This window comes from Paenibacillus sp. SN-8-1, from assembly GCF_050995535.1.
GTDB lineage: Bacteria > Bacillota > Bacilli > Paenibacillales > Paenibacillaceae > Fontibacillus.
The window spans coordinates 3,661,868-3,688,273 of the sequence record NZ_CP194782.1 but is presented as its reverse complement, the minus strand read 5'-3'; the positions used below and the strand labels follow the sequence as shown (position 1 = coordinate 3,688,273).

At 47.9% G+C, this 26,406-nt stretch carries 25 protein-coding genes and 1 other annotated feature; of the genes, 13 read left to right on the top strand and 12 right to left on the bottom strand.

The window, feature by feature from the left end; genetic code table 11:
• Positions 1 to 20 precede the first annotated feature (20 nt).
• The 4 genes from ACRRNK_RS18045 to ylbJ all read right to left on the bottom strand — a co-directional run bounded on the left by ACRRNK_RS18045 (position 21) and on the right by ylbJ (position 4,983).
• Positions 21 to 1,493 (bottom strand): S41 family peptidase, encoded by a 1,473-nt coding sequence (locus ACRRNK_RS18045; RefSeq protein WP_433944052.1) that lies wholly within the window; start codon positions 1,491 to 1,493, stop codon positions 21 to 23.
• Positions 1,494 to 1,519: 26 nt separating this feature from the next.
• The gene (locus ACRRNK_RS18040) at positions 1,520 to 2,692 is read right to left on the bottom strand and encodes a stalk domain-containing protein (protein ID WP_433944051.1); all 1,173 of its coding nucleotides are present in this window, start codon (positions 2,690 to 2,692) and stop codon (positions 1,520 to 1,522) included.
• A gap of 184 nt (positions 2,693 to 2,876) precedes the next feature.
• Complete coding sequence (locus ACRRNK_RS18035; RefSeq protein ID WP_433944050.1) at positions 2,877 to 3,680, bottom strand: NAD kinase; 804 nt, start codon at positions 3,678 to 3,680, stop codon at positions 2,877 to 2,879.
• A gap of 73 nt (positions 3,681 to 3,753) precedes the next feature.
• A complete protein-coding gene (gene ylbJ, locus ACRRNK_RS18030) occupies positions 3,754 to 4,983 on the bottom strand; it encodes a sporulation integral membrane protein YlbJ (RefSeq protein ID WP_433944049.1) in 1,230 nt (409 codons plus the stop codon).
• Positions 4,984 to 5,456: 473 nt separating this feature from the next.
• Between ylbJ and ACRRNK_RS18025 the strand changes: the two genes are divergently transcribed.
• Positions 5,457 to 5,843, top strand: coding sequence for a globin (locus ACRRNK_RS18025; RefSeq protein WP_433944048.1), 387 nt, complete (start codon positions 5,457 to 5,459; stop codon positions 5,841 to 5,843).
• 29 nt (positions 5,844 to 5,872) lie between these two features.
• On the top strand, positions 5,873 to 6,571 hold the full coding sequence (locus ACRRNK_RS18020) for a DUF2225 domain-containing protein (protein ID WP_433944047.1): 699 nt from the start codon (positions 5,873 to 5,875) through the stop codon (positions 6,569 to 6,571).
• Positions 6,572 to 6,653: 82 nt separating this feature from the next.
• Here ACRRNK_RS18020 and ACRRNK_RS18015 read toward each other — a convergent pair whose 3' ends face one another.
• Together ACRRNK_RS18015 and ACRRNK_RS18010 are read right to left on the bottom strand one after the other, a co-directional pair.
• The gene (locus tag ACRRNK_RS18015; protein WP_433944046.1) at positions 6,654 to 6,887 is read right to left on the bottom strand and encodes a hypothetical protein; all 234 of its coding nucleotides are present in this window, start codon (positions 6,885 to 6,887) and stop codon (positions 6,654 to 6,656) included.
• Positions 6,884 to 7,045, bottom strand: coding sequence for a YycC family protein (locus tag ACRRNK_RS18010; protein WP_433944045.1), 162 nt, complete (start codon positions 7,043 to 7,045; stop codon positions 6,884 to 6,886). The genes ACRRNK_RS18015 and ACRRNK_RS18010 overlap by 4 nt, the downstream gene beginning before the upstream one ends.
• A 91-nt stretch (positions 7,046 to 7,136) precedes the next feature.
• Between ACRRNK_RS18010 and ACRRNK_RS18005 the strand changes: the two genes are divergently transcribed.
• Both ACRRNK_RS18005 and ACRRNK_RS18000 read left to right on the top strand, forming a co-directional pair.
• Positions 7,137 to 8,939, top strand: coding sequence for a M3 family oligoendopeptidase (locus ACRRNK_RS18005; RefSeq protein ID WP_433944044.1), 1,803 nt, complete (start codon positions 7,137 to 7,139; stop codon positions 8,937 to 8,939).
• Between the two features lie 238 nt (positions 8,940 to 9,177).
• Positions 9,178 to 9,585: an O-methyltransferase gene (locus tag ACRRNK_RS18000; protein WP_433946941.1), complete on the top strand. Its 408-nt coding sequence runs from the start codon at positions 9,178 to 9,180 to the stop codon at positions 9,583 to 9,585.
• A gap of 105 nt (positions 9,586 to 9,690) precedes the next feature.
• On the opposite strand, the gene ACRRNK_RS17995 is transcribed toward ACRRNK_RS18000, so the two are convergent.
• From ACRRNK_RS17995 to ACRRNK_RS17980, 4 genes are all read right to left on the bottom strand, one after another.
• A complete protein-coding gene (locus tag ACRRNK_RS17995) occupies positions 9,691 to 10,836 on the bottom strand; it encodes an MFS transporter (RefSeq protein ID WP_433946940.1) in 1,146 nt (381 codons plus the stop codon).
• A 123-nt stretch (positions 10,837 to 10,959) separates the two neighbouring features.
• Positions 10,960 to 11,253, bottom strand: coding sequence for an ArsR/SmtB family transcription factor (locus tag ACRRNK_RS17990; RefSeq protein WP_433944043.1), 294 nt, complete (start codon positions 11,251 to 11,253; stop codon positions 10,960 to 10,962).
• A gap of 118 nt (positions 11,254 to 11,371) precedes the next feature.
• On the bottom strand, positions 11,372 to 11,611 hold the full coding sequence (locus tag ACRRNK_RS17985) for an alpha/beta-type small acid-soluble spore protein (RefSeq protein ID WP_127200107.1): 240 nt from the start codon (positions 11,609 to 11,611) through the stop codon (positions 11,372 to 11,374).
• Positions 11,612 to 11,793: 182 nt separating this feature from the next.
• A complete protein-coding gene (locus tag ACRRNK_RS17980) occupies positions 11,794 to 12,762 on the bottom strand; it encodes an aldose 1-epimerase (protein ID WP_433944042.1) in 969 nt (322 codons plus the stop codon).
• Between the two features lie 134 nt (positions 12,763 to 12,896).
• Positions 12,897 to 13,141: a binding site (T-box leader), on the top strand.
• A gap of 75 nt (positions 13,142 to 13,216) precedes the next feature.
• Here ACRRNK_RS17980 and trpS point away from each other — a divergent pair.
• From trpS to ACRRNK_RS17965, 3 genes are all read left to right on the top strand, one after another.
• A complete protein-coding gene (gene trpS / locus ACRRNK_RS17975; protein ID WP_433944041.1) occupies positions 13,217 to 14,209 on the top strand; it encodes a tryptophan--tRNA ligase in 993 nt (330 codons plus the stop codon).
• Positions 14,210 to 14,491: 282 nt separating this feature from the next.
• Positions 14,492 to 15,382 carry a heme o synthase gene (gene cyoE / locus ACRRNK_RS17970; RefSeq protein WP_433946939.1) on the top strand — a complete coding sequence of 297 codons (891 nt, stop codon included), beginning with the start codon at positions 14,492 to 14,494 and terminating at the stop codon, positions 15,380 to 15,382.
• An 86-nt stretch (positions 15,383 to 15,468) separates the two neighbouring features.
• Positions 15,469 to 16,062 carry an SCO family protein gene (locus ACRRNK_RS17965; RefSeq protein WP_433944040.1) on the top strand — a complete coding sequence of 198 codons (594 nt, stop codon included), beginning with the start codon at positions 15,469 to 15,471 and terminating at the stop codon, positions 16,060 to 16,062.
• Positions 16,063 to 16,092: 30 nt separating this feature from the next.
• On the opposite strand, the gene ACRRNK_RS17960 is transcribed toward ACRRNK_RS17965, so the two are convergent.
• Together ACRRNK_RS17960 and ACRRNK_RS17955 are read right to left on the bottom strand one after the other, a co-directional pair.
• Entirely contained in the window at positions 16,093 to 16,437 is a 345-nt protein-coding gene (locus tag ACRRNK_RS17960; protein WP_433946938.1) for a toprim domain-containing protein, read from the bottom strand.
• A 351-nt stretch (positions 16,438 to 16,788) separates the two neighbouring features.
• The gene (locus ACRRNK_RS17955; RefSeq protein ID WP_433944039.1) at positions 16,789 to 17,961 is read right to left on the bottom strand and encodes an MFS transporter; all 1,173 of its coding nucleotides are present in this window, start codon (positions 17,959 to 17,961) and stop codon (positions 16,789 to 16,791) included.
• A 354-nt stretch (positions 17,962 to 18,315) separates the two neighbouring features.
• On the opposite strand from ACRRNK_RS17955, the gene ACRRNK_RS17950 reads away from it, so the two are divergent.
• The 6 genes from ACRRNK_RS17950 (at position 18,316) to ACRRNK_RS17925 (ending at position 26,366) form a co-directional block, all read left to right on the top strand.
• Positions 18,316 to 18,756, top strand: coding sequence for a hypothetical protein (locus tag ACRRNK_RS17950; protein ID WP_433944038.1), 441 nt, complete (start codon positions 18,316 to 18,318; stop codon positions 18,754 to 18,756).
• 110 nt (positions 18,757 to 18,866) lie between these two features.
• Positions 18,867 to 19,955, top strand: coding sequence for a transglutaminase domain-containing protein (locus ACRRNK_RS17945; protein ID WP_433946937.1), 1,089 nt, complete (start codon positions 18,867 to 18,869; stop codon positions 19,953 to 19,955).
• A gap of 91 nt (positions 19,956 to 20,046) precedes the next feature.
• A complete protein-coding gene (locus ACRRNK_RS17940) occupies positions 20,047 to 22,149 on the top strand; it encodes a peptidoglycan D,D-transpeptidase FtsI family protein (protein ID WP_433944037.1) in 2,103 nt (700 codons plus the stop codon).
• A 144-nt stretch (positions 22,150 to 22,293) separates the two neighbouring features.
• Complete coding sequence (locus ACRRNK_RS17935) at positions 22,294 to 24,387, top strand: peptidoglycan D,D-transpeptidase FtsI family protein (RefSeq protein ID WP_433944036.1); 2,094 nt, start codon at positions 22,294 to 22,296, stop codon at positions 24,385 to 24,387.
• Positions 24,388 to 25,135: 748 nt separating this feature from the next.
• Positions 25,136 to 25,879: a Cof-type HAD-IIB family hydrolase gene (locus ACRRNK_RS17930; RefSeq protein WP_433944035.1), complete on the top strand. Its 744-nt coding sequence runs from the start codon at positions 25,136 to 25,138 to the stop codon at positions 25,877 to 25,879.
• A gap of 7 nt (positions 25,880 to 25,886) precedes the next feature.
• Positions 25,887 to 26,366, top strand: a complete 480-nt coding sequence (locus ACRRNK_RS17925) for a DUF456 domain-containing protein (RefSeq protein WP_433944034.1) — start codon at positions 25,887 to 25,889, stop codon at positions 26,364 to 26,366.
• The last annotated feature ends 40 nt before the right edge of the window (positions 26,367 to 26,406 follow it).

The following is a 26,406-nucleotide window of genomic DNA, read 5'->3' as shown; positions in this document are numbered from 1 at the left end:
CGTTTGTTGTTGTTGTTCGCTTATGGGGTGCTGAGCGTAAGCTTGTTCTGGCTATAGCTCCATTTTAACGAAGGGTATTGCTTCACAAAGGCATGGATCTCAATATAGCTCTCTTCATGTTGGAACACCACTTGATTTGATGCCACGGTGAACCCATTTCGCCGTCCCGCTCCGTCAGTTACAATAATTTTCTTGTCCTTCGCATTCCAAGCAATTTCCCCTTGTACCAGTGAAGTCAGCACACGTGAGGGAACATAGATGGAATTTCCTTTCTTAATCATATCCAGTACCCCGTTAAAGGATTCTCCATCAACGCTGAGAGAATGGCTGTCCCCGCTGACTTTGATGTTCTTCAGTCCTGCGAGAGAGAAAGCGGTAATCAACTGAGCTGTGCTATTCTTCACCTCGAAATCAGGCTTAAGACCGATTTTGTTGAAGTCTTCCTTGCTTGGGGTCAAATATTTCTCTGTAGTCAGCTTAAGTGCGTCTCCGTTAGACAAGGATATCACATTCTGGATGCGGGCTTTCCCGTAAGTGGTTGTTCCCACTGTGGTGGCCACGTGATTATCCCGCAGCGCGCCTGTCAGAATCTCGGAGGCACTGGCGCTGTTCTCGTTCGTAAGAATGACTACAGGTACTCCGATCTTAACTCCATCTGAAATTACTTGGGGAACTAATAATCCGCTCTGATCCTGAGTGTACATTAAGATCCCTTTATCTATAAAATGCTTGGCAATATTATTAGCGGTATCAATATAACCGCCCCCATTATCACGAAGGTCCAGGACAAGTGACTTCATGCCGGAAGCCTGGAGCTTGCTTAGAGCATCGGCAAAGTCCTCATCCGCATTATCAGCGAAGCTGGTCAATTGTATGTAGCCGATTTTACTGTGACTAATTGCCGCATTTACCGTAGGCAGGTAGATTTCAGCGCGGGTCACTGTAAAAAGCTTGGTGATGCCGCCGCGCTGCACGGTTAATTTAACCGAAGTATTCTCCTCGCCGGCCAGACCACCTGCGGTCTCCGGTCCAGTCACAGTTACTCCATCGATCCCCGTAATGATATCCCCGGCCTTAATGCCGCTTTTTTCAGCAGGTGATCCTGATATTACGCTGTCCACATACAGCTTGTTGTTCTCAAAGTATAAAGTGACACCGATGCCCACATAATCCTGGTTGATGGAATCCTGAAATTGCTTGAGTTCATCTGCTGTGAAGTAGGAGGTGTATGGATCATCCAGCTGATAGATCATTCCTTCAATTGCCGCGCGGATGAGCTCATCCTTCTTAACGCCTGATACGTTGTACTTACTAATGTAGTCGAGCACTTCCTGAATAAGCTGGGTGTCTGAAGCTGAAGCCTGGGTAGCTTCGGCAGTCCCTGTGGTGGTAGTCTGCTGACTATCGGCGGCGAACGCAGCTCCTGGAAGCAGAAGAAGAGAGAGTGTAAGAGTTGTACTGATAATTGCATTTCGGATTGAAAATTTGGTCATATGAATTGTCTTCCTTTACTAATTAATTATTCAGCCAAGCCATAAGTATTCGTAATCAGCCACTTGCCTGACTTGGATTTGCCCATAACATAGACTTCTTTGTAGGTTTGTTGGTAAGATTCATTATCAACCTTATAAGTCTCGTTCTCTTCCACATATACAGCAGCTTCTTCAGCAGTATAGTAGATGGTTTTGACTTTCGGTAAGGAAATTTTGAAGTCGTTATCTTTGAAATAAGAATTGATGGAGTCCTTGAAGTCATCTGTTGCAAGACTTGGCTCAAGCGCGGTGAGCATGCCGTCCAGGTTCTTATCATTCAGGTTCTTGAAATAAGTGTCAATGAGCTGCTTGAAGCTGGTCTCGTCAGCAGTTGGGACATTAATGGATTTGGTCAATGCATCCGCGGGAAGCAGGTAGTCTACACGCTGAGAATTGAAATCGTAAATCCTCCATGACCCATCTTCCTTCACCAAAGTGTACACATAATTAATCCGGGTATCCGGGGTATAGACACCTCCGGTGCGGGTAGATTCTTCGGTGGTTTGGACGACGGCCTCACCCGATTTTGGATCCAGATTAATGATCTTGAAATCCACGATCTTGCTGATTTGGGGGTAGGTCTCAGCCTGTTTCCGCATGGACTCTTCTCCATTCTTAATTGGAGAATCCGAGGAAGTGAGGCTTATCACTTTAGCCATGTCTTTATTGTTGAAGTACTCGACGCTTTGATTAAGAACCCCTCGAATTTGCTGCTCATCGAGTGCCGTTGATGCGGCTGTATGGATGTAGATGGAATTGGAGTCGCTGTCCCACTCCACATCGGCACCGGATGCTTCTCCAATGAAGCGGAGCGGGATGAAGGTAGTGCCTTTAACTGTGACTGGAGAGATAGATAGCTTCTTCACGACCCCGTTAACCGTGGCCCGGTTGCTGCCGATCGTCAGCCTGATAACAAGTCCGTTCTTCTTTCCCGTTACAGTCTGTGTTTTGGCGTCCCAATCGACCTTAAGTCCGAGCTTCTCGAATAGGGTCCTGAATGGAACAAGTGTCGTACCTTGCTGGGTAAAAGGGGCTCCAGCAGTAAAGCGGATTGGGCTGCCATCAATGTAGACCTGGGTGGTCTTGGAAGCAGCATGGGCCGGTAAAGATAGGGCCAGAGATAGAGCGAATACAGTTAGTGCGGAAGTAATACGTTTCACGAATGGAGCACTCCTTGCGGTCAAATTTGAGCAGATAGATCGGTTATACCACTGCTACGTGTTAAAGTCTACGATTATTTTTGTATTTATTTCCATAATCCGTAGAATGAGAAAATAGCGTTGAACGACAAATAGAGGCCGCCCTTTTGGGCCGCCCCTACAAGATCTGCATTTTTTAATAACCCTAGCCCAGAAAGGCGTTGCGTACCCTATTCCAGAACGGGAAAGGACGATAACGGATAAAGCTTACTTTCTGCTTCGCAACCTGGCAGCGAACCGAAATCAGATCGTCAACCGGATGGTTGATATGATCGATTGTCAGCAGCAGCCGCTGGTCTTTGCGGGAATAGATGTCTGAGTGATGGTGCTTGGGCAGCACCAGCGGTGATCCGGCAGTCCGGAATACCCGGTTGTTGATTGAGGCGATTTCGGTAATCTGCAGAGCCTCGATCGATGGATGAATGATCGCTCCGCCGAGGCTCTTGTTATAAGCCGTGCTTCCGGCCGGCGTAGATACACATATTCCGTCACCACGGAACATCTCGAACTGCTGATCATTAATATCGACCTGTGCAACGACGGTACCATCGACTCCCTTGAGAGTGAACTCGTTAACGCAAATATATGACGAAGTCCCCGATTTCTTTTGCACCTGTATATCGATCAGAGGATAGTTGACAATTCGGGGCCTTGGCTGTTCGGGAGTCTTGTGACCTACCATGAGTTGAATCAGCTCAGGGATCTCAGTTGCCTTCCAGTCGGCATAAAAGCCGAGATGCCCCGTGTGGATCCCGACAAATGCGATCGAGGGAATCCGGTCAATAAAAGTATGGAAGGCGTGCAGCATCGTTCCGTCACCACCGATAGAAATGACAATCTCCGGGGATTCGGCATCCATTTCAAAACCATTTTCGGCCGCCAGCTTATGAAATTGCTCACTTAACTCGACAGATAATTGATCTCCGCGGTCAAGAACGTAATATCTCAAGATGAAAGCTCCTTTGCCTTATGTCTTGTGTCTTGTACCGATCATAATCAATTATAGGACAGAAAACAATGTTTCATTTCCATTTGAGGGCTTTTGGTTTGTTCCATAGATGCTGAATGATACTAATGAAAAAGGACAAAATAAGCAGTAGAGATAGGGCTTCCAAAGTAAGAAGACCAGCGGATGGCAGTCCACTCCAGCCTGAATGGAGCCCCGGTGAATCTCCGAAGCTCAGGAATACCTCGGTATCTGGGCCAGTGAGCGGCCACAAGAAAAGAACCATGAGTGCTGCAAGCACCGCATGAATCATTCTAGCCAAGAGGAATGGCAAATAACGCAGACCCGTTCCGCTCAGTATGCTCGCAATTTGAGCATGGACGGACAGGCCGGCCCAAGACAAGATGAAGGCGGCGGCAGAGGCCTTGAAAGCCAGTGGTACGGACGCGGGAACCTCGGCTGACGACTTAGCGCCAAGTGTTACCTCAAATCCGCCTCCTACAAAAGGTTCAGCAAGAGCGGGAGGTAGATGAAGAATAGAGAGGACCTGCCGGATCAGCTCATACAGCTGAGTCATAAGTCCAGATGCGCTGAGAACCTCAAGCAGGACGGAGAAGACGACTACCAGTCCCCCTACGACCGTCATGAGCTGCAGTGCCGAGATTACAGACTGCCTTAGTTGCTCGCCGAAGGTACGATCGTCCGCAAGCCGTGCTTCATGCATGGCCTTCAGAGCGGAGCGGAGACTAAAGCCGGAACGGGCCGCGGCTGGCGCCGGGCTGGGGATGGCTCTGGGCGCATGGAAGCGCATGAGAAGTCCTACCAGTAGAGAACTTCCATAGTGAGCCGCTGCTAGTGTGCCTGCGAGCTGTGGATTATGAAAGAATCCGACAGATACAGCGCCGATGAGGAAGATCGGATCAGACGTTGTTGTAAAGGCGACCAGTCGCTCTCCCTCCTCCCGGGTGAGCAGCTGCTGTTCACGAAGCTTGGAGGTTAGCTTGGCACTGACTGGATAACCAGAGGCGAAGCTCATGGCTGCCACAAATCCGCCGCTTCCCGGGATACGGAATAAAGGCTTCATCAAGGGATCTAGGAGCATCCCAATGAAATGGACGATACCGAAACCAAGCATCATCTCCGAGATCACGAAAAAGGGAAAGAGGGATGGGAACAGCACGTCCCACCAAATGGCGAGTCCGCGGACGGCCGCTTTCCAGGAATAATCCGGGAATGTGAGCATAAGCCCAAATAATAAGGTTAAGCCTATTAACAGGAGCAGAACGCTCCATTTTTTCAGACTCATACGCATACGGCCTCCCTAGGTATTTGCCTCAGCTTATAGATTAGACATATGAAATTCTATGGACAAACAGTACAAAAAAACACGAGAAAGCGATTACAGATTGGGCTGTTTTTTTCGCATGGTTATGATAAAATACAAATACAAGATGCGCCCGACCTTTCGGCCTGAATTTAATTCATATGGATGGAGTGATGGATATGAGTTTTGTTGCCGGTGTTCTCGTATGCGCCTTTGTGTATGTTATACGCGCCTCTCTTGTCCATTCCGGTGAAGAGGATTGGCGAAGCTACTAAAATAACTTGATTGACGCCAGGACGCTAATGCCCATTAGCGTCTTTTTTGTCTATACGGATGAGCGTACATAGAGGCCCGTTTTTTGGTATAATGGTACAGTAGGATTAGGGGAATGAACGTTAGGATTGGGTTCTTTGTTCATGATCTGCAGATTTTAGAGGGAAGTTGGCGAGAAGTAAATGAATTTCAATCCAAGTCTGTCCATATATGAGAATCTTGGTGGGGAAAGTACCCTGCGCAAGCTGGTTGAGGCTTTCTATCCGAAAGTACAGGCTAACCCTCTGTTGGGACCTTTGTTTCCAGAGGATATTACACCTGTGATGGACAAGCAGTTTATGTTCCTATCTCAATTTTTTGGGGGACCATCACTGTATTCCGATCAATACGGACATCCGATGATGCGTGCAAGGCACCTGCCTTTTCCAATTACGGAAGAACGTGCGGAGGCCTGGCTTTCCTGTATGGCTTCGGCACTGGATGAGATTGGGGTAGAGGATCCGCTTCAGTCCTTCGTGCTTCAACGTCTTTCAGGACCTGCCCACCATTTTATAAACACTCCTAGTTAAATGGAATAAATGAAAGGGAGAATGGCACATTGGAATTAGAGCCGCTCTATACGATCAAGGTAACCTGTATACAATGCGAACATGAATTTACAACATCAAGGGTTAGACCAAGCTTCAAGAGAGCAGTGAAGACGGATACTGATTTCTGCCGTTACTATGCCAAGGAGAATCCTGATTTTTATGTAGTTCGAGTATGCCCATCATGTGGATTTGCATTTTCCGAGAATTTTGACGAGCGACTGAAGGATGCTCAGCGGACCGACTTCCAGAAGCAGATTGGGAACCGGATTGTGCTCCGTGATTTCGGCGGTCCGAGAGACTGGAATACAGCGCTTGAGACTTATAAGCTAGCCCTGCTCTGCGCACAGGCTATTCATGAGAAGGAACGTATTATTTCCAGTCTGCTTCATCATATCGCATGGCTCTACCGTTACAAAGACCTGAAGGAACAGGAGATTCGTTTCTTGCGCTTCAGCCTTGAATCTTATATACGCGTGTATGAGCTTGAGGGAGCCGGGGCTAACGATGCCAGATTGATGTACCTAATTGGGGAACTGAACAGGCGTCTGGGCGAATATTCGGAAGCTGTGCGCTGGTTTTCGCGCGTAATTAATGACAAGAAGATTATGGATGCGGCGATGATCCGGGCTTCCCGTGAACAATGGGCAATGCTAAGAGAGGACATGCTGGCAGCCAAGCTGGAAATTCCTGAGGAAATGCGAGGATAGCCTCGCTGCTGCTCATGACAAAATAGGGGAACCGCTGCATCCTAGGCAGTGATTCCCCTTTTGTAAGTGAGTATAGAGGGAGCTATTTACGAACAACCTTATTGGTTAGAAGATAGTCAGAGTCACTATCGAGGATCGTGAGCCGGGTATGGCAGCACGGGAAGACAAGAAGCTTCTTTTTGCCTTCGCGGACGCTCTGGATTTCATGCGGTTTCATGGGTAACAGAACATGCTCACTGCCGCAGAAAGGGCACTCCTGTACATAGATGTCTCCCATCACGATATCATAGGGAAGTGCCTTCTCAAAAGGAATCATGATTTCGGTTTATCCGCTGAACCTGCATCTTCCTTCGCAAGCTCGCTAATTTTTTGCAGTAAAATATGCTGCGGCATATGCATAAGGTTCTCCAAAGGGACTCCGAGTTTCTCGGCTAATTTAACAGCGGTTTCGGCTGAAATTTGTAGTGGTTTCATTTGGCTCCTCCTTGTGTGCCCTTGGGGCTAATATAATAGTTATACACTTTTGGACTCTAATCAATCAACAGATATAGAAGGGATGATTAGCATGACACAATTGAGACAGCCTGTTTCCTTGACCTGGGATCTGGAGTCTTTGTTCCCTGGGGGTTCTTCTTCAGCAGAATTTAAAGCCTTTCTCAGCAAGCTGGAGCAGGATATTGTGAAGCTTGGGCAGCAAGTGAAGGAATTGGAAGCTCCCAAAACGGTCCAGGATACGGCATCTCTGGACAGCTTCATTGATTCGCTTCAGAGCGCTTATTCTCGTATCACTGAAGCGGGAAGCTTTGTGGGATGCCTGACTGCCCAAGATACAACGGACAAGAAGGCGGTACAGCTCTCGGGTAAGGTAACCTCCCTTAGGGCTGCTCTGCAGGGTCTCTCTACGGTATTTGAAAGTATTCTTCGCGCAACAGAAGATGAAGTATTTGCCGAATGGATTAAGCGGCCGGAGATTGCACCTATTGCCTTCTCGCTGAATGAGAGCCGTGAAAGAACCCGTGAGAAGCTGCCTCCCGAGCAGGAAAGTCTGGTTCTAGATCTGGCCGTAGACGGATACCACGGCTGGGGGGAACATTACGATACAATTGTCAGTAAAGTAAGCATTCCATTCAAAGAGGACAATGGGGAAGAGGTTGCCCTGTCCGCAGGTCAAGCGCATAACAAGCTGCACAGCAGAAGCCGTGAGGTTCGTGAAGAGACCTTCGAGAAATGGGAGAATGCTTGGGAAGAAGTCAGTGATTACTGTGCGGATACGCTCAACCGTCTTGCCGGCTTCAGATTGAAGCTGTATGAGAAGCGCGGCTGGGATCAGGTTCTCAAAGAACCTCTCAGCATTAACCGGATGTCCCAGGCAACATTGGATACGATGTGGGCGGTAATCTCACAGAACAAACCGGTATTTGTGAAATACCTGGAGCGCAAAGCCAAGCTGCTGGGTGTAGAACGTCTTAGCTGGGCTGATGTGGAAGCTCCGCTGGGGAGTGTGGACACCAAGATTGAATATAATGATGCGGCTGAAGAAATTGTAAAAGAATTCAGGACCTTCAGTCCGAAATTGGCGGACTTCACGGTGGATGCTTTTAACAAGAACTGGATTGAAGCCGAAGACCGGAAAGGCAAACGTCCGGGCGGCTTCTGCACCTCTTTGATTGAAAGCAAGCAGACACGGATCTTTATGACATACAGCGGCACGGCCTCCAATGTATCCACACTCGCTCACGAGCTGGGTCATGCCTACCATCAGCATGTCATGGATGATCTGCCAACCTTTAATCAGAATTATGCCATGAACGTGGCCGAGACCGCTTCTACATTTGCCGAAATGATTCTGGCGGATGCTCAGGTGAAGAATGCAGCAAGCAAGGAAGAGAAGATTACGCTGCTTGAAGACAAAATCCAGCGAAGTGTCGCTTTCTTTATGAATATTCATGCTCGCTTCCTGTTCGAGACCCGCTTCTATGAGAAGCGTAAGGAAGGCCTGCTGAACGCGGAGGAAATCTCCGCGCTTATGGTAGAAGCTCAACAAGAAGCTTATGAAGGAGCACTGGCTTCCTATCATCCACATTTCTGGGCTTCGAAGCTTCATTTCTACATTACAGATGTCCCGTTCTATAATTTCCCTTATACCTTTGGGTATCTATTCAGTACAGGGATATTTGCCCGGGCGCAACGTGAAGGTGATGCTTTTGCCGAGAAATACGATGCGCTGCTGCGGGATACCGGCCGGATGACGGTTGAAGACCTGGCCAAGAAGCATCTAAATGTAGACCTGACCCAGCCGGATTTCTGGCAGGAAGCTGTATCCCTGGCTGTTGCCGATGTGGAGATGTTCCTTGAAATGACAGAATAAAGTAGTTGGATACAAATTCTAGCCGCTCGGATAGTCAGATCATATCTGTCTTTCCGAGTGGTTTTTTGTCGTAATTTAAGGAGCTCTGGCGAAAGTTGAAAGAAGAAAAAATTGAAAATTATATTTATATAGGCATAATTACCCAATTTTGTAGGTTATTGTTGATGGGTATATTAGAATGGAATATAATGAGACGTAAGCCCTATATTAGGGAATTATTAAGGGAAGGAGGGTGGATATTGTGAAGACAGAGCAATTTTCATTAGCAAGACAATTGGATCTTGTATTTAGAGAACTAGAGGGAGAGTTAGCGGGACTTACATCAGGTACCGTATTTGTACAGATCCGGAACAATGTTATTGGCAAGTTCGGTATCCGCCAAAATCCGATTAGTGGGAGAAACGGACATTTATCAGGGGAGGATCAGGGACTAACTTCGGTCCAGCAAGCTTCATTTAGAAAGATGGCTATTGAATCGCTCAACTTCAAACGCAACTGGACACATGGTGAAATCAGCTATGAGTTTGCGCTTCGTAAGGACATGGTTATTGTCGATGCCACACTTGAATCTAATTATAATATGGCCAACCTAATGATTCGTTATCCAAGAAAAGAAGCTACCCATACATATCAAGAGCACTCTTAATTCATGAACAACTGAATCTCTAACAAATGATCAGCAGGACTTACCCAATTCGCATGAAGCGGATCAGGAGAGCCCTGCTTTTACTTAAGTTGTCAGCCTTACAAATCAGGCTTGCTGCTTAATTCGCTTAGGCAGTACTCCGCTGATGGTGAATATTACAAGAAACAGCATCAAGCTGATAAAGGTAAGTATAGCGATGGAGAGGAAGCTTCCCGTAGCTTCAAACAGCTCACCCGCCGCGGCTGCTCCAAGTGTAGTACCTAAATACATCAGGGTATTAGTAAGAGCCGCAATTGTGCCTCTGGCAGTAGAAGACAGGGTCTGCAGAGAGCTGATCATAACAGGAAAGAGCGTCCCCCCGATACTGAATATGAAGAATAGACCTGCCTTAACAACAGTCAAATTACTGACAGACGCCAGAAGGATGTAGAGCAGCGCGTTGAACATAACTCCGATTAGCAGCGCATTCTTGGCTCCAATTCGGCCAACTAATGAGGTTCCCCAAATGCTTCCTATCGTATTTCCAAGTCCCAGAAACAGCATAACACCTCCAATTTCCGAGACATCCAGCCGGTAAGATACTGAAAGCCACGAACCGAGGAACGAGAACGCGGCGAAATTACCGAATTGAAATAAGAAGTATGCCGTGAAGGCGAGAGCTGCCTTGGGAGACCTTAGGAGCTGTAAGTAAGGCTTGAGCAGAGAACGCGGATTAGAAATGTATGTTCTTTGTTCTTCAGGGAGAATATTCGGAAAAACAGACCAGACAGCACCTACAAGCAAAAGAGCCAGAAATCCGATCACGAGGAAAGGGATTCGCCAGTTGATTGCAGCCAAATAACTTCCCAAAGGAAGGCCAAGCAGCTGAGAGATGGAGAGACCCGCAGTAGCGATGCCCATGGCCCTGAGAATTTTATCTTTTGGAAAGAGTGTGGGAATGGACGCCCAGACTTGAGGCGTTACAAAAGCTGCACTAACCCCGGCAGCGAAGCGGAAGATATTCATACTAGAGAAGCTGTATGCTGAGGCGCAGAGCGCAGTTGAAATGGCAAAAGCAGCAAGTCCGCCGAGCATGACCTTCTTGCGGTTAAGTCGATCGGATAAGGGGCCGGCAATTAAAGCGAATAATGCATATCCCAGGGCATAACTGCTCACCATCCACCCCGCCTGCCCAGCTTTAATATGGAAAGTCTGTTGCAGCAACGGGAGAAGCGGGCTGATCAGGAACGTATCTGTACCGATTACGAACATGATTGCGAAAAACAAGACGATAACGGATTTCTTCAACTGGACTTCCTCCTTCAAAGTGACTGATACAAGAATTACTTCATTAGTTCAATAACTATTGAACAACAAGAGATAAAAAAACCCGGATTACAAAGAGTCCAGGAATCCAGGAATAAACGTGGTGAATGTGCCGTGATTAATCTGTATGTATTTCGTCTGAGCTTCTTTTCGGACAAGGATCAATCCGGCTTCCCGGAGAGTGCGGAAGTGGTAAGAAGCATTGGATTTGGAGGCCTCGCACAAGTCTCCAACTTCACCACAACTTAGCTCGGTGTTACTGTCACGCAATGTGCGAATAATCTGGAGACGTGTAGGATCAGCTAGTGCTTTGAAGATATGTACCCGGGTATCATCGGTAAATTTACGTTGTTCAATAGTCATACAACTATAATATTCCAATTCAGATCTTTGTCAATAGGCTGTTGCATTCACATAAAAACAAGCGGCCTGCTCAGAGCAGACCGCCTATTTTTATATCGAAAGTAGGATAGAACGCAAATTATAGGTTAGAACGACCCGATAATTGCTGTTCTGCCAATTGCACGAGACGTTTTGTGATATAGCCCCCAAGGGAACCATTCTCACGGGAAGTGTTATCTCCAAGGTAACCATCTTGAGGGATAGTTACACCAAGCTCTTGAGCTGCTTCAAATTTCAATTGTTGCAATGCTTGGTTCGCTTGAGGAACGATAAGGTTGTTACTGCGACGACTTCCGCCACGGTTGTTTGAACCTGCCATGTTTGTCACCTCCTTTGACCTTAGTGATGTTAGTATGGTTTCAGACTCATAAAATATGCACAAGAAATTAGAGTATAAGAGGTGGTAAATATTACAGTAACGTGGGGATTTCAATTAAGGAGAACATAAAAAAACGGTAACCGCGGGATAGCGGTACCGTCTTGTCATAGGTATAGTCTCTCTTAGGAAGGGTATACGATATCCAAATTAACCTGCAGGGTCAGCTGCTGCCCAGGCTGGAGATCGATTAGCCCTGTAACTTCATTAGGCAGATTCAGGTTAGGTGCATTGGGAAGCCAGGTATACGGCTCAATGCAGAAGAATTGATCGGCCTCTCCTTTGGTATAGAGGACCCAGTGTTTGAAATATTCAGGACTAGCCGAGTAACGAATGGCATACCCGTCTTCACGCTGCAGCAGTGCTTCAGCCGGCTTGCCGCCGATACTAAACATCGTATCAAAATTCGTACCTTTCAGGTTCAATCCGGTGTTAAGACGGTCGAATTCACCCAAAGGAGCCGCTTCGCCGGTAGTCACATTCTCTTCATCAAGCAAGTAGGTCTCCGTTACCGGAAGACGTAATGTCCAAGCATCAGGACGTCCATCAAGCAGGAACCATGTATGAAGTCCCAGACCGAAAGGAGCTGGATTATCCCCCAGTTGTGTGACTTTGAATGTTTGGGATAACGAGGTCCCTTGCAGTCTCAAAGTCATTTCAAGTTTGAGGGGTACAGGATATTGCCGGATCCATTCTGGATCATCAGAGGTCAGAAATTCGGTTGTAATTGCACAGCCTTCTTCATCTTCTTCAATATCACTGACCCGCCAGCACTGTGTACGATGGAGTCCGTGAATATGGTTGTCATTCGCAGTATTACGATCAAATTGATAATGTTGTCCGGCATATTCGAAGTGTCCTCTGCGGATTCTTCCAGGCGGAATGAGAAGAGGAATGCCGAAGTGGTAAGGTTTCTGCAGATAAAAATCGAGTTCATTCTCCTCGGGCCGCCGCAGCACTTCACGCTGCTGCACTTTATCAGTTAGGCCGATAACGTTATTCCCGAGCCGTGGCAACAGTGTGACTTCAAGTTCGCGGCTATGTAAAATATATGTGTCGTAGCCGTTCCATTGCCCTTTGGTCACTTTTTTCATATCGTTGCTCCTTTTCCCACTATAATCAAAATTCAAAGCTAGACCTATCATAACACTTTTGTTTGAGGACGGAAAATCTGATTTGACAGATTTGGTTTTGCACATTTAATATGGAAACATAAACTTCAAAGATATGCAATGCGTTGATGGGGATAAGTATTCTGGAGATGGCTTCTGCAGAAAGCCGGTGGATGATGCGAACCGGTGAGGCAGCTTCATGAGGAATGGACCCTGGAGCGCTGGAAGGAACGGAAGCGCCGTATGCGGCGAGTCCCAGTATGTCCGGACGGTATTCCCCGTTACAGGAATCTAAGGCTGGAGCCTGTTCAATCAGAGTCTGCAGCGAATTAGGGTGGCACCACGATCTCACGTCCCTTTCGGATGTGGGTTTTTTTGTGTTTTCTTAAGGCTATCAAGATAAATTGGAATACATCATCATAAGGGGGATTTACAGATGAAAAAGAAGATCGTTCTCTCCGGCATTCAGCCAAGCGGCAAACTCACTTTGGGTAACTACATTGGTGCGATGCAGAACTTCGTCCAGCTGCAGCACGAATATGATTGCAATTTCATGGTGGTTGATCTCCATGCGATTACGGTGACTCAGGAGCCGGCCGCTCTCCGTGAGCAGTCAGAGGCTGTAGCCGCTCTGTTCATCGCAGCAGGCATTGATCCGAATAAAGCAAATGTGTATATGCAGTCCCATGTTCCGCAGCATGCCCAGCTTGGCTGGATTCTGACGACACTGACTTCAATGGGCGAGCTGGAGCGTATGACCCAGTTCAAAGATAAGTCTTCTGGAAAAGATTCCGTAGGCGCCGGGCTGTTCGTATACCCGTCTCTGATGGCAGCCGATATTCTCTTATATAATGCGGATCTGGTTCCGGTAGGGGAGGATCAGAAGCAGCATTTGGAACTTACGCGTGATCTGGCGGGACGATTCAATCACAGATATGGTGATTTCTTCACAATCCCAGAGCCTTATATCCCTAAAGTGGGCGCGCGGGTCATGTCGCTGGATGATGCTTCTAATAAGATGAGTAAAAGTAACCCGAATGCAGGCAGCTATATCGCGCTGCTGGATTCTCCTGCCGAGATTCGCAAGAAAATCAGCCGGGCTACAACAGACTCCGGTCGCGAAGTGAAATATGACCCGGCCAATAAGCCGGAGGTCAGCAATCTAATCAGCATCTACAGCCAGTGCTCGGACTTATCAATTGCACAGGTTGAGGAGCGCTATGAGGGGCAAATGTACGGCTTGTTTAAAAAGGATCTTGCCGAGGTCGTCGTCGCCAAGCTAGAGCCGATTCAGGAGCGTTACCGCCAGATTCGGGAATCTGGTGAAATTACCGACATTCTGCGTCAGGGCGCAGAGCGGGCTGAAGAAATGGCTGCCAAAACTCTTGCCGAAGTACAAAAGAGAATGGGCTTCTTACCCAAAGCCTAGGTATACTTAGGGCAAATAAATCCTAAAATGGTAAGTAAGAAGGATAATGAAGAGTAAAGCCGGACCTCGTGTCCGGCTTCATCTATGTCCCTGATCTGTGTCACTGAATTGTCATACAATAGCTTGGATTGTTCGGTAATTGTCAAACACTTGAGCATTTTGATATGATAAAGTTTATAGCAGAGGATGAATAGTTGTCCCGCTATGACCAAATAAGGAGGAACAATCCGCGTGGGTAAACAATATAGTTACACTGCTCCTTCGGATTCCCCAGCTATAGCTATGAGACCAACACCTACCGGCGATACTGCCACATGGAGAGATTTTGTAGCTTTGACCAAGCCCGGAATCCTTCGCTCCAATCTGATTGCCGCTTTTGCAGGATTTTGGCTCGCATCCGGTTGGAATTTACAATATGGAAAGCTTCTACTGACCCTTCTTGGCACAGTTCTTATCATGGCTTCTGCTTGCGTCTTCAATAACTATTATGACCGTGAGCTTGATAGCAAGATGGAACGGACGAAGGGGCGTGCACTTCCTACGGGTAAGCTTGCACCTTCCGTTGTGCTTTGGTATTCAGTTATTCTGGGCATTGCCGGATTCGGCGTCCTGTTCGCATTCTCCGGCCTGTTAGCCGGACTATGTGGAGTTGTGGGCTTCGTCGTATATGCAGGGATCTACACGATATGGTTGAAACGTACTTCAACCTGGAGTACTTCAGTTGGCGCTGTTTCAGGTGCGGCTGTTCCTGTGATCGGTTATGTGGCCGTCACGGGTAAGATTGACCTTGGAGCGATCCTGTTATTCGCTATGCTGTTCTTATGGCAGCCACCCCATTTCTGGGCTCTCGGCATTCGCCGGGTTGAAGAGTACCGGGCAGCTGGTTTCCCGCTGCTACCTGTTGTTAAGGGAATTACAAGAACTAAGATTCAGATGATCCCATATCTGGCTCTACTGCTGCCGATTCCGCCACTCATGTATGCGTATGGATATACAGGGATGTGGTTCCTGATCATTGGTGAGGCAGTGGCAGTAATTTGGCTGTTCATGTCCTTAATGGGCTTTAGCAAGAAGGCAGACACAGATACTTGGGCGAAGAAAGTATTTCTGTTCTCCATCAGTTACTTAATGATCACCCTGCTTGTTATGATTCTGGATACAGTTCATCAATAAGCCAGTTACCCGAAGACCTGAAGAATCCCATGGCAGCATGGGATTCTTTTTTTAAGATTATAATCCAAGGAGGAGTGGCTTTAACGATGCTTAGAAAGTACAAATGGACCTGGATATTGCTTGCAATATGCGTAATTCTGGCAGGATATCTTTTAGTTGATACATACAGTAAGCCCAAAATCCCGGTGATTCGTCCTGTTCAGGATTTCTCAATGGAGAATGTGGACGGGAAGACGGTTACTCTGCAGAATACGAATGGAAAGGTCCGGCTATTTTATTTCTTCTTTACCAATTGTCCTGATGTATGTCCTATTTCCACTTTCAAGATGTCTCAGATCCAGAATCAGCTCAAGAAGGACGGAGTATTCGGCAAGGATGTCAGCTTCGTATCGGTTACCTTCGATCCCGTGAGGGACACTCGTGAGGAGATCAAGAAATTCGGGGATAAATTTAATGCTGATTACAGCGGCTGGTACTTCCTGCGCGGAGACGAGAAGAAGACGGCTGAATTCGCGATGAATACGTTCCAGTTCATCATTAATAAAGACAGGGACGGCAATTTCGCGCACTCCGACCTGATTGCACTCGTTGACCGGGAAGGAAAATACCGCAAATATTATAAAAGCGACGTGAGCGCCGAGGAAATAGCGGAAGAGGTTGAACGACTGGCTAAAGAATAGGGCAAAGAGACAAGTCTGGAGACTTGTCCGTTAGAAGCCGGGTGGAGGATACAGAATGTATTCCTCCAGACCGGCTTTTTCTAATTGCTGAATGACATATTCATCAGGGGTACCCTCGACGCCGGCATAGCCCCGGCGGGTGTAGATGTGTCCGGCATCCGGGAATGCGTCTCTTAGGATGCTGCGAATTCTTTTGCCGGAAGCGTCATTATCCATAAAGAGATAGGTCTCTTCGTCCTTGATCTTCTTGCGCAGTGTCTCCAGCTTCTGGCTGTTCAAGGTTCCAAAGGTGCACAGGACTTCAACTTCCTCATTCAGCACCCGGCGCAGCTTGCTGCGGTCGTTCTTGCCTTCAACAATGATGTATACAGGAATGATGGCTCACCTCTCATGCTTGGCTTCCTCTATAGTGTAAACCTAACTTCGTTTTCCATGCAAAGCCCAAAGAGGCCTGCCCTAAAGCGGCAAGCCTCTTCCTGTCATGTTGACATTATTCTTAGAAGAACGGAGTACGAAGGATGATGACCAGCAAGATGTACAGAACAAGGATAGTACCTGTAGATGTCCAGAATCCTACACCTGGTCCGACTGGTCCAGGACCACAATGATCCACGTGACCCATTTAATTCACCTGCCTTCAAGTGGTTGTTAGTACATAAACAAAATATGATCTTTGCCCTGTAGTGTCTTGTGCACCAGCCTAAATAAAGTGAATTTTTTGTGCCATCATACAACCGTAGTCGATGTCTTGCCGGTTCCGCCTGAAGATACGGATTTGGTTCGAAGTGGGGGGACGGTGACGAGTAGAATCATGAGCAATAGAAAGGCCAGGAAGTAAGGTGAGAAGACATGTCGAATCTGCCCCGCCACAACCGGACCAAGAAAAGCGCCAAGCGACATGGAGATGGATTGCAGGGAAAAGACGGTACCCAGTCTCTTGCCGCCGCTCAGTTCAATGAAGAGAGAGGCCATTGCCGGAAAGAGCACGCCTTTGGACATGCCAAGAAAGAATAGGGATACAGCTAGAGGCACGTTCCAGGCAGAAGCCATAGAATAGAAAGCCAGGGCCATTCCAAGTACGCCCGCGGTTGCTCTCACGTAAGGAGAGTAGCGGTGCAGAAAAAGCATGCTTAAAGTCACTAGTGCACCCAAACTAAGCAGAGAGAAGTAAATCCCGGTGTCCAGAATTCCGGATATCCCGCCAGCCTGCAGAGGGAGCTCGAAGAACAGGATGCCTTGGGCACAGGCAACAAAGAGCGGCAGCAAATAAAATCTCATCGGAATAACTCTAAAGCCGGTGTATCCACTACCAGAAGCATTTAATACGGGATCTGCCAATTCCGGGCTGCTTCCTTGTCGATCGTGGATAATGAAGACCGCAATAATCCCGGTTCCGATCAGGAGCCAGCCCAGGGATTGAAAGGTTAAGCCAAAGCCCGCTCTTGCGACCAGGAAAGCACCTGCTGCCGGGGACACCACCGATGCGAGCGTATGCATCACGCCATGCCCGGCCATCAGCTTGCCCTGCTTGATCCGGTCATCGGAGAGGGATGCAAGGAGCGCCAGGCAGGCTGGGGCAAGAAAGGCAAGCACGAAGCCGCTGAGCGAACGAAGCACGAGCAGCTGCCAAGGGGCTGTAACATGGGCCTGAACAAGCAGGATGATCCCTGCAGAGATCAGGCTGAAAATGAGATAGCGGCGGCTGCCATGTTTGTCTACACCTCTGCCCGCGAGCAGATTGCCCGGTAGATGAGTGATGGAGTAGATCCCCATCATCCACCCGATAAAAGTAGGGGCGGCTCCTAAAGACAGAGCGAACGGTGTAAGGATCGGATACTGGGCGTGCAGGTCAAAAAAGGCGATGAACATAAAGAAATACAGCCAAAATGCGATCTTCATACCGTCCCTCCTCAAAGTTTTACGAAGTAAAACTTACTTCGAAAGCATATATAAGTTGAATTTAAGAATTACATATAGGCAAGAGTGTGAAATGATTCTGTAGCGATCGTAGGAACATTTCATACGGCTGACCAGACCAGCAGTAACTCAGTCGTTTAATTCAATCCATATACTTGTACGTTGGGTGGGACGAACTTATGCTAATTTTTACACATTTCCATAAATCCACTGGATAGAAACCCCTAGGGGGTTAGGCTGACATCCCATATGGCCATCATGTATAATATATAGAGCAACTTGGCGTTTTGCCGGTCAGGCTCCACAAATTGACGAAATTAGGAGTGTATAAATAGGATGGACGTGCAAGTTTGGATTGATTTTTTCAAGCAGAATTGGCTGGTGTTTGTTATTGCGTTGGTAGTTCTGCTGCTAATTGTAAATTTAGTGAAGACCGTGGTGAAATGGGGGCTGATCCTGGTTATTGTGGCCTTCTTAGTCATATACAGCGGAATTTCATTGAAGGATCTTGGAGAAGTGGCATCGACCCTCACTACTCAGACGACCGATGCGGTGAAGAGTGAAGCGATCAAGATGATGACAAGCGAAGCTAAAGAGGCCAAGTTCACACAGAATTCGGATGGAACCTTTGTGATCAAGTCTCCCAATTTGGAAGTCACAGGTAAGGCTGACAGTGATAAAGTTAAAGTTACATTCCGGGATGTATCTCTCGGCGAATGGAGCCGAAGCGATGCGCTGAATGCTTTCATTCAAGAAGCTAAAGGGAACTCGAAATAACAAATACCATTTTGAGTCCAAGCGATCAAGAGAGGGGTTTGCTGAACGTGCAAGGCTGGGTTCAAAATGTGCAAAACTATAATTTTGTTAATCTGTTGTTAATTCTGATTATGGCAGTCTCTGTTCTGCAGGGACTCTTTCGGGGCGGTTCCAGATCCGCAGGACGTCTGTTCTCTCTGATTAGTGGAGGGGTATTGTCCTTGGTGGGAATCGCCTTGTCTATTCCATTTGCGATGTGGCTGTCGCCCCTTGTTCAGAAATGGTTGTCGGCGGTTGTTCTGCCGGCCCGGGATTTAAGCAAATGGGAACAGATTTACTATACACTTATTACAGCAATTCGTGAGTTCCCGCTTATGCGTTTCGCCGTGGTCTTCATTATTGGATACTGGGTCATTCGTTCCATTCTGGGGATTTTGGCTGCGCTGGTGTTCGGAGGAACGGCTCTATTCAGCGGGTGGGGCGGAAGAGACAGGGACAGACCTTCTTCGGTGCTAAGCAGACTTATAGGGGCCGGAATAGGTGCGGTGATTGGCGGTGCACGCTGCATTGTGGTGATCGCGGCACTATTCATCATTGTGACGTTGTACCCGAACAGCCAGTTTAGTCACTATGTCGAAGCTTCACCGGTATATCGCGAAGGTGCCCAGACCATTATTGAACCGATATCCGGAAGTCTGATCAAAGACAAGCTTCCTGTATTTACACGCAGTGTCGAAGAAGAGCTTAACGGAATTATGCAGCGTAGATACGAGGTTATCGACGCACAAGTGCCTGACAATATTGATGAAGCTGCCGCGGCCGTGGTCAAGGGAGCTTCAACCGATGAAGAAAAGGCCCGCAAGCTCTACGAGTGGGTAGGGACACGTGTTAACTATGATTATAATAAAGTGAAGGATTACGAAGAAAAGCAAATCTGGCATGAACAAACTCCGCAGATGACGTTCGATACCAAGCTTGGGGTATGTATTGATTATGCTCGTCTGTATGCCGTCATGGCCCGTTCACAAGGACTTAAGGTTAAGGTGATTACGGGACTTGGCTATAACGGTCAAGGCGGGTACGGCCCTCATGCATGGAATGAGGTATATCTGAGTGAAACCGGGAAGTGGGTCCCGCTTGATCCAACCTGGGCTCAAAGTGGAGACTGGTTCAATCCCAAAGCATTTAACGAGACGCATATCGCTGACAAGGCTATCTAAGTGATCCGATCCTAAAGAATTCGCGAGACGGGATAGCGCTATGTTAAAATACAGAGAACACCAAGCTTTCCAAAGTAAGTAGGAGGAACCGATGAAAAAGAATTACCAGGATGATCCGAGAGAGAAGGAAGCGACGCAGCAGCGTCATTTTAATATCCGGCTTAATCTGTTTTTTTTCAGTGCTTTTGCCATTTTTACAGTGATCATTGTTCGTCTTGCTATTCTACAGTTTGTTGAAGGACCGAGTCTGATTAAGCAGGGAGGCAATCTGGCGGTCAAGGATATCCCGCTTCCGCCAACCCGTGGTACGATCTATGACCGGAAGAATATTAAATTAGCCTACTCCACACCCGTTCAATCGCTCTATATGACCCTCACGACTGACTATACAGGGAAGAACGAAGCGAATGCGAGGGTGCTGGCGAAGAAGCTAGTCGCCAAGTTCAACGAACTGGGGGACCAGGGCGGCGAGAAGCTGACAGTTGATCAGGTTGTTGAAGCGATGGATCTTAAGTCGCGTCTAAGCGGCGGTTTTACACCCCGTCGTCTGAAGGTAGGCCTTTCGAACAAAGAAATCGCTTATTTCATGGAACACAAGTCCGAATACCCTGGTATCGACGTAGTTGAGGAGAGTATCCGAAATTACTACACCGATCCGAAGGATGGCGTCAACGGGCTAGCCGTTCAGGCCGTTGGTTATATTAAGAAATTCAAAGGAGCATCCACCAGCTTGGATTTCTATAAGCTGAAGACAGGTAAGGCGGACGATCCAGCTTTGCAGTATACCGATACGGAGGATGTCGGCTTTGACGGCCTGGAATATCAATACCAGGATGAGCTGCGCGGTAGAAACGGGTTCAAGAGCGTCTCGGTTGACCCGCGGAACATGGCCAGCGGCGTTACGGAAGTGACACCACCGGAGAAAGGACAAGACCTCTACCTGAATATCGATAGCGATGTTCAGTTGGCTGCCCAGAAGGCCATTATGGAACAGCTGACCTGGCTGCACACGCATCCTGTCAGCGGTAAATATCACCCGAATGCCAGAACAGGATTCGCAGTGGCTATGGAAGTGAACACAGGAAATGTAGTCGCCATGGCGAGTATGCCGGATTATGATCCGAATGTATGGCGCACCGGTGGAATTTCCAGTGACGACTATGACAAGATCAAGAATGTGTATCAGAACGGAACCATCCGCTCTTTCGGCTCAGGCCAGAAGGGGCAGCATCCCGAGTCGGTTGTCCTGCTGGGATCTACGATTAAGCCGCTATCTGTCTTAATCGGTCTGAATGATGGATTGTTCACGACCAGTACACCTTACTATGACAAGGGTTATGCGACTTTCGGTAAGAATGACTCTTCAAGGGTTCAGAACTCCCAGGGTCACGTGTATGGATATTTGAACAGCCCGGCAGATGCGATCCGCCACTCTTCCAATACATTTATGGTGGATATGGTTGGGGAGAGACTCTATAAGAAACATGGGGAGAAAGGGATCGATCTGTGGGATGAATACATGAAGAAGTTCGGTCTTGGCGTATCCACAGGCGTCGATCTTCCTAATGAATATCTCGGATTCAGGGAGTATACGAATAAGAAGGAGACTGCATTATCCCGACTTGCCTATGCCTCTTTCGGACAGCAAGGGAAATATACGACGATGCAGCTTGCCCAGTATACAACCATGCTGGCCACCCGCGGGAAAAGAATGGAGCCGCATCTGGTCAATATGATCAAGGATGCCAAAGGGAATATCGTGAAGAAGTTCGAACCTAAAGTTCTGGGCGAAGAGAAATTCAAGAACTCCTACTGGAATGAAATTCTGAAGGGAATGGCGACCGATGTCAGCGCCTTTGACAACTTCCCGTATGATTTCGCCCGTAAGACAGGGACCTCGACTCAAAGCGTTGGCGGAAAACCTGTCGATAACGGGGTGTTTATCGCTTTTGCGCCGCGGAACAATCCGAAGCTTGCGGTAGCGGTAGTTATTCCTGAGGGGGGATTCGGAGCGCAAAGTGCAGCGCCGATTGCCCGGAAGATTTTTGACGCTTATGATATGGAATACGGCTTAGATGGTATTCCTAAGAAAACGTTGAAGAAAGCTGAGGATGCAGCAGCCGGCAAGGCAGCGGGTTCAACTAATGGCTCAGCTGCTGGCTCAACAGGCCAGACAACAGGAACAACTCGCTAAGGTTTAAGTTAAGGCGATCCGGAGAAGACTTTCACAGTCTTGTCAGGATCGTTGTTTTTATTAATTTGCTTTAGCCGTAGGGATATGCATATGATAATAAGGAAAATAATTCCTTTTAAGATGAGGTAGGTGTCCCCTATTCCTATGCGTGTACATGCTAACCCCAGTGAGCAGGAACAGGAAGCATTTAAGAAGAGAGATCTGATTAAGCGGCTCAACCTGTTTTTCTTTGGTTCCTTTGTTATTTTCACGATTATTATTATCCGTCTGGCTGTTCTGGAATTTGTAGAAGGTCCTGAGATCGTTAAGCAGCAGGGAGGAGACCCCAATATTATTGATGTTCCGCTGCCTCCAATCCGGGGAACGATCTACGACCGGAAGAGTATCAAATTAGCTTACTCCACACCAGTTCAATCGCTGTATATGACCCTGACGAATGAATACACCGGGAGAAATGAAGCGAATGCGAAGGAGCTGGCGAGGAAGTTGGTCGCCAAGTTCAACGAACTGGGGGACCAGGGTAGCGAGAAGCTGACCGTAGACCAGATTGTAGAAGCCATGGATCTCAAGTCTCGTCTTAGCGGCGGCTTTACACCTCGTCGCTTGAAGGTGGGCCTGTCCAATAAGGAAATTGCTTATTTTGTGGAGCATAAGTCTGAATATCCTAGGATCGACGTGGTCGAGGAGAGTATTCGTAACTACTACACCAATCCGAAGGAGGGGGTGAATGGACTGGCGGTTCAGGCTGTCGGTTATATCAAGAAATTCAAAGGGGCATCGACCAGCTTGGATTTCTATAAGCAGAAGACCGGGAAAGCGGACGATCCGGCTCTTCAGTACACCGATACGGAAGATGTCGGATTTGACGGGCTGGAGTTTCGGTATCAAGACGAGCTGCGTGGGAGAAACGGATTCAAGAGCGTGTCGGTTGATCCGCGGAACATGGCCAGCGGCGTGGCTGACGTAACCCCGCCGGAGAAAGGGCATGACCTCTACCTGAACATTGACAGCGATGTTCAATTGGCTGCGCAGAAGGCGATTATGGATCAGTTGAGCTGGCTGCACACGCATCAGGTCAGCGGTGATTACCATATGAAAGCTAGAACAGGATTCGCGGTGGCGATGGAAGTGAACACAGGAAATGTAGTCGCCATGGCGAGTATGCCGGATTATGATCCGAATGTATGGCGCACCGGGGGAATTTCTAGTGACGACTATGACAAGATCAAGAATGTATACCAGAACGGGACCATCCGATCCTTCGGCTCAGGCCAGAAAGGTCAACATCCCGAATCGGTAGTTCTGCTCGGTTCTACAGTGAAGCCGCTCTCGGTCTTGATCGGTCTGAACGAAGGATTGTTCACGACAAGCACGTCCTACTATGATAAAGGTTACGCGACCTTCGGTAAGAACGACTCGTCAAGGGTTCAGAACTCCCAGGGTCACGTATACGAGAATCTAAGAAGCCCTGCAGATGCAATTCGCCACTCTTCCAATGCATTTATGGTTGATATGGTCGGGAAGCGGCTCTATCGGAAATTTGGGGAGGAAGGGATCAATCTGTGGGACAAATACATGAAAAAGTTCGGACTTGGTGTATCTACAGGCATTGATCTGCCTAATGAATATCTCGGATTCCGGGAGTATACGAATGAGAAGGAAACCGTATTATCCCGGCTTGCCTTCGCTTCCTTTGGACAGCAAGGGAAATATACAACGATGCAGCTTGCCCAGTATACAGCCATGCTGGCCTCCCGCGGTAAACGAATGGAGCCGCATCTGGTCAACATGATCAAGGATGCCAAAGGGAACATTGTGAAGAAGTTCGAACCAAAGGTTCTTGGCGAAGAGAAATTCAAGAACTCTTATTGGGATGAAATTATAAAAGGGATGGCTACTGATGTCAGGGCCGCCTTTGGCAACTTCCCTTACGATTTTGCTCGTAAGACAGGGACCTCGACCCAAAGTGTTGGTGGAAAACCTGTTGATAACGGGGTATTCATCGCCTTCGCTCCCCGGAATAATCCGAAGCTGGCGGTAGCAGTTGTGATTCCAGAGGGAGGATTCGGAGCGCAAAGTGCGGCGCCGGTTGCCCGGAAAATCTTCGACGCTTATGACATGGAGTATGGCCTGGATGGGACTCCTAAGAAAACGCTGAAGAAAGCTGAGGATGGGGCAGCTGGTAAGGCGGCTGAGACAAAGGGCCAAACAGGCCAAGATGCTGGAACAACTCGATAAGGCTTGAACGTGATGACGATCCTGACAAGACTTTTGCAGTCTTGTCAGGGTCGTCTTTTTATAATAAGCGTTTGTATCTTCAAAATTAGGCTGATTATTTTCGAAGCTGGGGAGGTTTCCCCTTGCTTATCGGAATCATTTTGGGTAAAATTTGCATTAAGGAAACATTATTTACTTATTGCAAATGTTCTGTTGACCGCCGTCATATCCACCATTTATTAAGGAGGGTAACCCATGGAGATTAAAGTGAAGAAGAGTCCGCTTCAGCGGGCCAAAATTACGCTTAGTGTTCTGGCGTTCATTGTGCTGGCAGGATGAGGTGGAGTTCAAGAAGTATAGACATAATTGCCAAATAACCGGGTTTCAGCCTTCTGGCCGAAGCGCGGTTATTTGTTTGGGGATGGTGTTCTTTGTTGGTCAGTTGGACCTGTGGTAGAATGACTAAGATATGTGTAAGAGAAAATACAGAGAACTATATAGTGCACTTTAAAATTAGCATGTGAAGGGCGTGACGGAGGGGAAGCTTGGAACTGCAGGAGCGCCAGCGACCGCCTACAAGCTTTCTGAAAGAAAGCTACATCGGAAGCATATGCTTTGTATCCGGATTTCTACCGCTAAGAGTGGTAAGAATTAAGAAATCTGGAGATGGGCAGCGGCCGGAAGTCCAAGCATTCCGTGTAGTTACAACCGTTCAAATGTTAAAATTTCAAGTACATCTATATATAGACTAAAGATGGAGGATGAACGGATGAGATACCGACTGCTTGCACTCGATATGGATGGGACTTTACTTACTGACAACCACGAAATTTCACCGCGAACAGCGGAATGGATCGGCAAGGCGACAGCTGCCGGCGTCCATGTCTGTTTGTCCACAGGACGATCCTTTGATGAAGCTGTCCCTTTTGGAGATCAGCTTGGGCTGAAGACGCCGATGGTGACTGTAAATGGAAGTGAGGTCTGGAAGACGCCCCACGAACTGTACCGTAGAGAGCTGTTTGATAAAGAGCTCATCGCCCAGATGCATGCAATAGCTGCCGAGTATGGAGTCTGGTTCTGGGCTTATGCTGTTGAGGGTACATATAATGAGAGGAACTGGGACCCTGCGCTGCTGGATACGAACCAGTGGATTAAATTCGGTTATCATACGGAGGATGCGGAGCTCCGCCATAAGATTCTGATGCGACTTCAGGAGATGGATGGCCTGGAGATCACGAACTCGTCACCGTACAATTACGAGATTAATCCACAGGGCGTGAACAAGGCCACAGGAATCAAGACCGTATGCGAACTGTTAGGGCTAGATATGTCACAAGTAATCGCCGTAGGCGACAGCCTGAACGATCTGGCGGCTATTCAGGCCGCGGGTCTTGGCGTAGCTATGGGGAATGCTCAGCTCGCGGTTCAGGAGAACGCGGACTACGTCACATCATCCAATAATGATGATGGGATTGCGGAGGTTATCCAGAAGTTTATTTTGACGGAGGAGTGATGCCTGGATGGATATCCTGGGCTGGATACTGGTTATCGGTCTGTTCATCGTTGGACTCGCGGGAGCGGTAATTCCCGTCCTGCCGGGTGTTATTGCAGTCTACGCCGCTTTTCTGGTGTATGGATGGTTCTTCACCTTCGAACATTTTGGGTGGGGATTTTGGACGATCCAGACGCTTATTGTCATCGTTCTACTGGCAGCGGACTATGCGGTTGGCGCATGGGGAGTTAAGCGGTTTGGCGGAAGCAAAGCATCCGTATGGCTGAGTACCATAGGTGCAATCATCGGGCCTTTTGTGATTCCCGCGTTCGGGCTGATTATTGGACCGTTCGTGGGAGCAGTGGCAGGGGAATTGCTATCGGGCTCCTCATTTCAGAAATCACTTAAGGTGGGATTCGGCTCTGTTGTAGGTCTATTCAGCAGCATGGTCGTCAAGATTCTCCTTGAAATTGTGATGATTATCCTGTTCTTTATCTGGATTGTATAGGAAAGTTAATGCTGTGACTTGGATCATGAGAAAGAAGGGA